An 8,189-nucleotide genomic window follows, 5' to 3' on the forward strand; every position below is an offset into this window, starting at 1 on the left:
TGTCATGCGCGTGAACGCAACCGGACGGGTGCTGCACGATCCCAAGGGCGGGTCGTTCAGGTTCGACGCCGGCGCCCTCTGCCTCGACTTCGCCCACACCGGCGGCGAGGGTCAATATGCGATCTTCGAGACCCTGCACGAGCCCGCCGACCTGGCCGAATGGCTGGCCCAGCCCCCGCTGACGGCGGTCATGACGGCCCCCGTGACCGTCGGCGAGCTCGCCGACGCCAAGGCCCTGCGCCAGGCGATCTGGGACGCGGCGCACGCCCAGGCGGCGCGCCGCCCCCTGCCCGCCGGGGCGATCACGGTCATCAACCGGGCCGCGACGGCCCCGCCCCTGGTCCCCGAGCTCGCCGCCGACGGCGTCACCGCCGGATGGGCGTCACCGGTGCGGGCCGCCCAGGCGCTGTCCGCCATGGCGCGGGAGATGATCGAACTGCTGTCCGGGCCGCTCGCCGAACGCATCCGGGAGTGCGCGAGCGACGACTGCCCGCTGGTGTTCGTCGACACCTCGCGCCCCGGCGCCCGCCGCTGGTGCGCGATGGAACGCTGCGGCAACCGCCACAAACTCCGCGCCCGGCGCGCCCGCCCGGCCCTGGAGCCGTGACGAGCGACCGGGCGGGCGCGCCCGCCGGGAGCGGAGCCGTGACGAGCGGCCGGCGGGCGCGTGCCCGCCGGGAGCGGCATGCGGACGCGGCCCCGAGGGGCCCTGCGCAGGCCAAGGCCGGTCGAGGCTCGACAGCGGACTAAGGCCGGTCGAGGCTCGACAGGCCGTCGACCGCGACCTCGATCCCGCGCCGCCCGGCGGCCAGAACGTCGTCCTCCGAGCCGCCCTGCTCCTGGGCGACCATGCCGGCCACGGCCAGCGCGCCCATGAAGCTGCCGACCGCCGCCCCCGCCGACACCGGGTCGAGCCCCGGATAGACCTCGCACAGCGCCCTGGCCAGCCGGGGCTGGGTCTCCATCATGAGCGTCAGGCCGCGGGCGCGCAGCGCGGGCTCGGCGACCATCAGCCGCGCCCGCAGCGGCGACAGCGCGAAGCCGAGCTCGTCGTCCTCGGCCAGGCTGCGCACCATGGCCTCGAACATCCGGCTCAGCAGCTCCCCCAGCGGCTCTCCCGGCCGCCGCCCGGCGATCGCCTCCAGCATCACCCGCTCGCGCTCGCCCGCCTGGAGGAAGAGCACGTCCTCCTTGCTCGCGAAGTACGCGAAGAAGGTGCGGGGCGCGACGTCGGCCGCCGCGGCGATGTCGGCGACCGTGGTCTGCTCGTACCCCCGCTCGGCGAACAGCCGGACGGCCGCCTCCAGCAGCGCGCGGCGGGTGCGGGCTTTCTTGCGTTCGCGATGACCTTCCACGGCGCCACCCTACTGCACGCCCTGCTTTTATGCATAGGTTGCAAATTCGCAGTCTCTGCGGTTTTCTGAAGGCATGGACATCCTTCAGAGCCTGCCGCTCGACCGCGAGGACCCGTTCGAGCCGCCCGCCGAGCTCGCCCGGCTGCACGGCCCGCTGCACCGCATGATCTACGCCGACGGCCGCCCCGGCTGGCTGGTCACCGGCCACGCCGAGGCCCGCGCGGTGCTCGACGACCCGCGCTTCAGCAACACCTCCCAGGGCGCCGCGCCGCCGATCAAGGAGCTGGCGCCGCCCGAGGGCCTGGCCGACCTGGTGGTCCCGCCGGGCTTCTTCATCGCCATGGACGACCCCGAGCACTCCCGCTACCGGCGGCTGCTCACCGGCCGCTTCAGCATGCGCAGGATGCGGCTCCTGGAGCCCAGGATCCAGGAGATCGTCGACGGCCGCCTCGACGAGATGGCCGCGGCCGGAGCGCCCGCCGACCTGGTCGGCGCGTTCGCGCTGCCGATCCCGTCGCTGGTGATCTGCGAGCTGCTCGGCGTGCCGTACGACGAGCGCGCGCGCTTCCAGGACTCCACCGCGCGCGCGGTGAACCTGGACAACTCCGCCGAGGAACGCGGCGCGGCGGGCGCCGAGCTGATGGGCTACCTGTCCGAGCTGGTCACCCGCAAGCGGGCCGAGCCTGCCCAGGACCTGCTCGGCGAGCTGGTCTCCGGCGGCGAGCTGAACCACGAGGAGCTGACCGGGGCGGCCACCCTGCTGCTGACCGCCGGCCACGAGACCACCGCGAACATGCTGGCCCTCGGCGCGTTTTTGCTGCTGAGCCGTCCGGAGCAGGCGGAGCTGGTGCGCACCGACCCCGGCGTGGCGGCGACCGCCGTCGAGGAGCTGATGCGCTACCTCAGCATCGTGCACATCGGCCCGATCCGGGTCGCGCGGGCCGACGTGCCGCTCGCCGGGCGGACGATCAGCGCCGGGGAGACCGTGACGCTCTCCCTGCCGGCCGTCAACCGCGACCCGGCCCGCTTCCCCGACCCGCACCGCTTCGACGTCACCCGCGAGGCCGGGCCGCAGCTCGGCTTCGGCCACGGCATCCATCAGTGCCTGGGCCAGCAGCTCGCCCGCCTGGAGATGCGGCTGGCCTTCCCCGCGCTGCTGCGCCGCTTCCCCGGGCTGCGGCTGGCCGTGCCCGCCGAGGAGGTGCCGCTGCGCCCGCGCGCCACGATCTACGGTCTGGCGTCCCTGCCGGTCACCTGGTGAGGCCGCCGGGTTTGACGTGCCATCCGGCCGTGCAGAGAGCATGACGGACGGACGATCACGGGAGGCGCGCATGGCCGGTACGGACGGCGGGATCAGGCTGTGTCAGGTGGTGCTCGACTGCACCGACGCCAGGGCGCTGGCGGAGTTCTACCGGTCTCTGCTGGACCTGGTCTACCGGCCCGGCGACGAGCCGCCGCAGGCGGGCGCCGACGATGAGCGCGGCCGCGACTGGCTCGTGCTGCGAACCAGGGACGGCGCGCCGCAGCTCGCCTTCCAGCAGGTCGAGACGCTCCCGGAGGCGACCTGGCCGGAGCCCGGGGTGCCCCAGCAGCTTCACCTCGACCTGACCGTGTCGTCGGTCGAGAGCCTGCTGGAGCAGCACGAACGCGTTCTGCGCCTGGGCGGCCGGCTGCTGCTGGACCGGATCGACGACGACGAGGAACCCCTGCGGGTCTACGCCGACCCGGCCGGGCACCCGTTCTGCGTGTTCGTCTCCCGGCGGGGCTGACCGCCCGGCGGGAGCGGTCAGCGCGCCGGCGAGAAGACCAGCGTGGCGTTGTGGCCGCCGAAGCCGAACGAGTTCGACATCACCGGCCCCCTCGCGATCGGGCGCGGCACGGGCGCCGCGTCGATGTCGCAGCGCGGGTCGAGCCGGTCCAGGTTGGCGGTCGGCGGGGCGGTGCACTCGGCCATCGCCAGCACGCACGCCACGGCCTCGATCGCCCCGGACGCGCCGAGGGCGTGCCCGGTCACCCCCTTGGTCGAGCTCACCGGCACGGCGGCGGGCCCGAAGACGCGGCCGATCGCCTGCGCCTCGGCCAGGTCGTTCAGCTCGGTCCCGGTGCCGTGGGCGTTGACGTGCACGATGTCCTCGGGCGCCAGGCCCGCGTCGGCGAGCGCGGCGTCCATGCACCGCCGGGCGCCCTCGCCGCCGGGCGCGGGGGCCGTCAGGTCGTGGGCGTCGCTGGTGCGGCCGTAGCCGGACACCTCGGCGTGGACGCGCGCCCCGCGGCGCACGGCGTCGTCGAGGCGTTCCAGGACGAGGAACGCGGCCCCCTCGGCCAGCACGAACCCGTCGCGATCGGCCTCGAAGGGGCGGCAGGCGGCCTCGGGGTCGTCGTTGCGGACCGACAGGGCCCGGCACCGGCTGAAGCCGTGCAGCATGCCGGGGGTGACGTTGGCGTCCCCGGCCCCGGCCACGACCAGGTCGGCCGAGCCGTCGCGGATCAGCCGGACGCCCTCGCCGATGGCGTGCGCGCCGGAGGCGCAGGCGGTGACCACGGACATGCTCGGCCCGCGGATCTCGTACCGCATGCCGATGGCGGCGGCGCCGGCGTTGGGCATGATCTTCGGGATGAAGATCGGCGACAGCCGCAGCGCGGCCGGACCGGGCGTGTCGAGCAGCGCCGACTCGTAGGTCTCGGTGCCGCAGAACGAGCTGCCCGCCACCACGGCCCGCCGCTCGGGCGGCACCCGCGGATGACCGGCGTCGGCCAGCGCGTCGCCCGCCGCGCACACCGCCAGCAGCGACGCCCGGTCCAGCCGCCGGGCCTGCCGGTCGGTCAGGTACGCCGAGACGTCCAGCTCCGGCACCTGGCAGGCGAAGCGCACCGCGAGCGCGGACGTGTCGAAGGACGTGATGGCCCGTGCCGTCGAGCGCCCGCCGAGCAGCGCGTTCCACAGCTCCTTGGGACCGGAGCCGGCGGGCGTGCGCAGGCCGAGCCCGGTCACCGCGACCCGGGGTCGCATCAGCCGCCCACCGCCGTCAGGTGGCGGCGGATGACGGCGGCCATGTCGGCGACGGTCCGCACCCGCTGGAGCCGGTCGTCGGCGAAGGTGCCCCATTCGTCCTCGACCACGGCGTGCAGCTCGGCGAAGTCGAGGCTGTCGGCGTCCAGTTCCTCGCGCAGGTCGGTGTGCGGGCCGATCTGGGCCGGGCTGACGCCCAGGACCCGCGCGACGTGGCCGCGGAGCACGTCTGTTATCTGGTCGTCGGTCATGGTGCCGTCCGTTCTCTCGGCGGATGGGGGGCGTGTCCGAGTGTGCTCCAGGAGTGCGGGCGGGTCCGGGTATGACACATCAAATGTCCATCAAGCCGGGCCCAGAGCGTCCCTGACCCGCGACTCGGTCAGCGCGGCCAGCGCCGCCCGGTCCGCGCGCGGCCGTCCGGTGAGCTCGGGGCGCACGGGGGGCAGGAACGTCACCTCGGCCACCAGGTTCCGGGTCGCGACCACCCGCAGCAGCGAGACCGGCAGGGACTCCACGCCGATCCAGGCGGCGCGGGTGGAGGGCGCGCCGGCTTCGCGGTAGCGCAGCGCCACCGGCCGGACGGTCGCGCCCGCCTCGACGGCGGCCTGGAACAGGGCCGGATGGAAGGCTCCCATGGCCTGCCCGCACCAGGTGGTGCCCTCGGGGTAGGCCAGCACCGCGTCCCCGTCGCGCAGCGCGGCGGCGACGGCCGTGATCGCGGCGGGCAGCCCGGCCGGCCGGTCCTTGTCGATGAACAGCGTGCGGTGGGCCGCGGCCAGCGACCGGACCAGCGGCCACCGTCCGATGTCCCGTTTGGCGAGCTGGCGGGCCGGCGTGAGGGCCGCCATGATCAGCGGGTCGGCCCACGAGATGTGGTTGCTCACCAGCAGGGTGCCGTGCCCGTCCAGGGCGGGGACGCCGCCCGGGATCCGCACCGTGATGCCGAGCGCGCGCACGATCAGGCCCATGGCCCTGCGCGCGAGGCGGGCGCGCAGGGCGCCGGCGCGGCGGGCGGGCATCGCCGACAGCGTCAGGGCGGCTCCCAGGGCCAGCGCGCAGCCCAGGAGGCGGGCGGCCCGGCGCACCGGCCCGGCGGCGGCGACCGGCGGCCGCACGCACGCGTCCGGCGTGCACGGCGACAGCCCCGGCCCGGACGACGGCCGCTCGTGGCGGTGGTCCTGATCGCGGATGGTCGTCACGGTGTGCTCGCGGGTGTGCCCGCCGGCGCCGCGGGCTCCGTCCCGTCCGGGCCGCCCGCGGCCGCGCCGACGGGGACGCGCGGCGGGTCGCCGGGCGAGCCGCCGCCGCTCCCCCGCCTGCCGCGCAGCAGCCGGGGCGACCACCAGTTGACGGGCCCGGCCAGGCGCATCACGGCGGGCACGAGGAGCGTGCGGATCAGCGTGCAGTCGACCAGGACGGCCACCGCGATGCCCACCCCGATCATCTTGAGCACGGCCAGGCCGGAGGTCGCCACGGCGGCCATGACGACGGCGAAGATGACGGCGGCCGAGGTGAACAGCCGCCCGGTGTGCTGCAGCCCGGTGGCGACCGCGGTGGCGGTGTCGCCGCGGTCGCGGTACTCCTCGGTGATCCGGGACAGCAGGAAGATCTCGTAGTCCATGGACAGGCCGAAGGCGACGCAGAAGATCAGCGTGGGCATGAGGGCGTCGATGCTGCCGGTGGCGGTGAAGTCGCCGACCAGTGCGCGCAGGTGGCCGTCCTGGAAGACGTGGACCAGGGCACCGAAGGTGGCGGTGAGGCTGAGCACGTTCATCACCAGGGCCTTGACGGCCAGCACGACGCTGCGGGTCAGCAGCGTCACCATGGCCAGGGTGGCCAGCGCGATCAGCGCCAGGGCCGTGGGCAGCGTGCCGGCGATGCTCTGCCTGATGTCGTCGAGCTCGGCGCCCGGCCCGGCGAACAGCGCCTGGCCCGGGGCCGGGATCGCGCGCAGGCGCCGGACGAGCTCGCTGTTGGCCACCGAGTACGGCTCGTGCGCGGTGGTGACGAGCAGCCAGGTGCCCGCCTCGCCGGTGAACCGGCGGCCCGGCCCCGGCACGGTGGCGGCCCTGCTGTAGGAGCCGCCGGCCGTGTCCACCCGGAGCACGCCGTCGGTGGCGGCCAGGCGCCTGGCGTAGCCATCCAGCGGGCCGGCGGAGCTCTGCCCGGTCATCCGCAGGTCCGGCAGCACGATCATGGTGCCGCCGACGACCTGCTGCCCGCCGAACTCCGCGCGCAGCGCCTGCGCCGCGCGGGCGGCGGGCGCGTCGGGCGGCAGGATGCGGTCGTCCAGGGTGCCGAAGCGGGCGCCCAGGAACGGCGCGCCCATCGCCAGCAGCAGCGCGGTGGTGGGCACGGCCACCGCCAGCGGGCGGCGCATGACGGCGACCGCCAGGCGGTACCAGGGCCCGTCCTCCACCGGCGGCGCGGACCAGCGCGCGGCGTTCCACGGGCCGGGCACGGGAAGCCGGTTGACCCGGTCGCCGAGCAGCGTGAGCACGGCCGGGAGCACCACGAGGCTGGCCGCGGCCGCCGTCAGGCTGATCGTCATCCCGCCGACCGCCAGCGAGCGCAGGATGGTGAACGGGAACAGCAGCAGCGCCGACATGGACAGCGCCACGGTGGCCGCCGAGCAGGCCATGGCCCGGCCGGTGGTGCGCATGGTGACGGAGACGGCCTGGACGGCGTCCTGGCCCTGGGCGAGCTGCTCGCGGAAGCGGGTGACGATGAACAGGCTGAAGTCGACGGCCAGGGCGAAGCCGAGCGCGCTGGAGATGCTCAGCGCGAACACCGAGATCTCCATGACCTCGGTGAGCAGGCGCAGCACGGCCATGGTGGCGATCACCGCCAGCGCGCCGATCAGCACCGGCAGCAGGGCGGCGACCAGGCTGCCGAACACCACGCACAGGATGGCCAGGGTCAGCGGCGCGGCGATCAGCTCGGCGGTGCGCAGGTCGGTCTCGCTGCGGTCCTGCGCCTCGACGCGCACCTGGGCCTCGCCCGTGGCGGTCAGCGACAGGGGGCCGTAGCGGCCGTGCAGGGAGTCCATGATCCGGCGGGCGGCGGCGTTGCGAGCGGCGTTGTCGCCGCTCAGGTGGGCCAGGACGACCGCCGCGCGCCCGTCGCCGCTGCGCAGCCTGGGCTCGTGGCCGCGCCAGTACGAGGTGACCCGCCACACGCCGGGATCGGCCGAGACGCGTTCGGTGAGCCGCGTCCCGGCGGCGTCGATCTCGGGGTCGTCGACCGGGCGCGCGGCGCGGGCGATCAGGACCAGGTCGGCGTTGCCCGCGTGGAAGGCGTCCTGGAGGATGTCGTCCGCGCGCAGGGACTGCGATCCGAGCGGCACGATGTCGCCCAGCACGAGCCGGTCGTGCACGTCCAGGCCGGCCACGAGCGAGACGGCGAACGTGACGGCCGCGCCCCAGAGCACGACCCGTCGCGGCCACCTCCGCCCACGGCCGGACGGCGGCGAATTGCCCCACATCGGTGAATCCTTACGTCGAGTAACGGTCGGTCGAGGCCGCCGCGCACGCGCTCCCCCGCGGCGCGGGCCTGTGTGGTCAGTTGTGTGCGGTCGGCCTGTGCGGTCAGCCGAGGCCGGCGCGCACGCGTTCCTCGGCGGCGCGGGCCAGGGCGGCCCGTCCGCGCGGCCCGCGGTCGGGCTCGGGCGGCGGCAGGAGCGGGGTGAGCCGCACCTCGGCCCGCAGCCGCCGCGTCCCGGCCACCCGGACGACGGACCCGGTCACCGAGTCCTCGCCCACCCAGCTCCCCCGGCTCGACGGGCTCGGTCCCTCGTAGTAGCGCAGGACGGCCGGGCACACCGC

Annotated in this window: 9 protein-coding genes; 3 read left to right on the forward strand and 6 right to left on the reverse strand. The window is 75.4% G+C overall.

Annotated features, from left to right (window positions below):
* A partial coding sequence (locus ACWCSD_RS42050) for a CGNR zinc finger domain-containing protein (RefSeq protein WP_449923396.1) occupies window positions 1-607 on the forward strand: 607 nt, incomplete at its 5' end.
* A 139-nt stretch (window positions 608-746) separates the two neighbouring features.
* Here the strand turns inward: ACWCSD_RS42050 and ACWCSD_RS42055 are convergent.
* On the reverse strand, window positions 747-1,355 hold the full coding sequence (locus tag ACWCSD_RS42055) for a TetR/AcrR family transcriptional regulator (protein ID WP_358301429.1): 609 nt from the start codon (window positions 1,353-1,355) through the stop codon (window positions 747-749).
* A gap of 73 nt (window positions 1,356-1,428) precedes the next feature.
* Between ACWCSD_RS42055 and ACWCSD_RS42060 the strand changes: the two genes are divergently transcribed.
* Together ACWCSD_RS42060 and ACWCSD_RS42065 are read left to right on the forward strand one after the other, a co-directional pair.
* Window positions 1,429-2,616: a cytochrome P450 gene (locus ACWCSD_RS42060; RefSeq protein WP_449923400.1), complete on the forward strand. Its 1,188-nt coding sequence runs from the start codon at window positions 1,429-1,431 to the stop codon at window positions 2,614-2,616.
* Between the two features lie 70 nt (window positions 2,617-2,686).
* A complete protein-coding gene (locus ACWCSD_RS42065; protein ID WP_449923403.1) occupies window positions 2,687-3,124 on the forward strand; it encodes a VOC family protein in 438 nt (145 codons plus the stop codon).
* Window positions 3,125-3,141: 17 nt separating this feature from the next.
* On the opposite strand, the gene ACWCSD_RS42070 is transcribed toward ACWCSD_RS42065, so the two are convergent.
* The 5 genes from ACWCSD_RS42070 to ACWCSD_RS42090 all read right to left on the reverse strand — a co-directional run.
* On the reverse strand, window positions 3,142-4,365 hold the full coding sequence (locus ACWCSD_RS42070) for a beta-ketoacyl-[acyl-carrier-protein] synthase family protein (protein ID WP_358301437.1): 1,224 nt from the start codon (window positions 4,363-4,365) through the stop codon (window positions 3,142-3,144).
* The gene (locus ACWCSD_RS42075; protein WP_397156065.1) at window positions 4,365-4,616 is read right to left on the reverse strand and encodes an acyl carrier protein; all 252 of its coding nucleotides are present in this window, start codon (window positions 4,614-4,616) and stop codon (window positions 4,365-4,367) included. The genes ACWCSD_RS42070 and ACWCSD_RS42075 overlap by 1 nt, the downstream gene beginning before the upstream one ends.
* A gap of 90 nt (window positions 4,617-4,706) precedes the next feature.
* Window positions 4,707-5,564, reverse strand: a complete 858-nt coding sequence (locus ACWCSD_RS42080; RefSeq protein WP_449923408.1) for a lysophospholipid acyltransferase family protein — start codon at window positions 5,562-5,564, stop codon at window positions 4,707-4,709.
* Complete coding sequence (locus ACWCSD_RS42085; protein ID WP_449923411.1) at window positions 5,561-7,795, reverse strand: MMPL family transporter; 2,235 nt, start codon at window positions 7,793-7,795, stop codon at window positions 5,561-5,563. Before ACWCSD_RS42085 ends, ACWCSD_RS42080 begins: the two co-directional genes overlap by 4 nt.
* A gap of 157 nt (window positions 7,796-7,952) precedes the next feature.
* The coding region (locus ACWCSD_RS42090; RefSeq protein ID WP_449923414.1) for a hypothetical protein at window positions 7,953-8,189 on the reverse strand (237 nt) is incomplete at its 5' end.

This window comes from Nonomuraea sp. NPDC001684 (assembly GCF_053596515.1).

Bases quoted from the DNA above. Each gene is read 5' to 3' on its own strand.
- ACWCSD_RS42060 (WP_449923400.1), top strand. From the start codon at position 1,429: ATGGACATCCTTCAGAGCCTGCCGCTCGACCGCGAGGACCCGTTCGAG.
- ACWCSD_RS42065 (WP_449923403.1), top strand. From the start codon at position 2,687: ATGGCCGGTACGGACGGCGGGATCAGGCTGTGTCAGGTGGTGCTCGAC.
- ACWCSD_RS42070 (WP_358301437.1), bottom strand. From the start codon at position 4,365: ATGCGACCCCGGGTCGCGGTGACCGGGCTCGGCCTGCGCACGCCCGCC.
- ACWCSD_RS42075 (WP_397156065.1), bottom strand. From the start codon at position 4,616: ATGACCGACGACCAGATAACAGACGTGCTCCGCGGCCACGTCGCGCGG.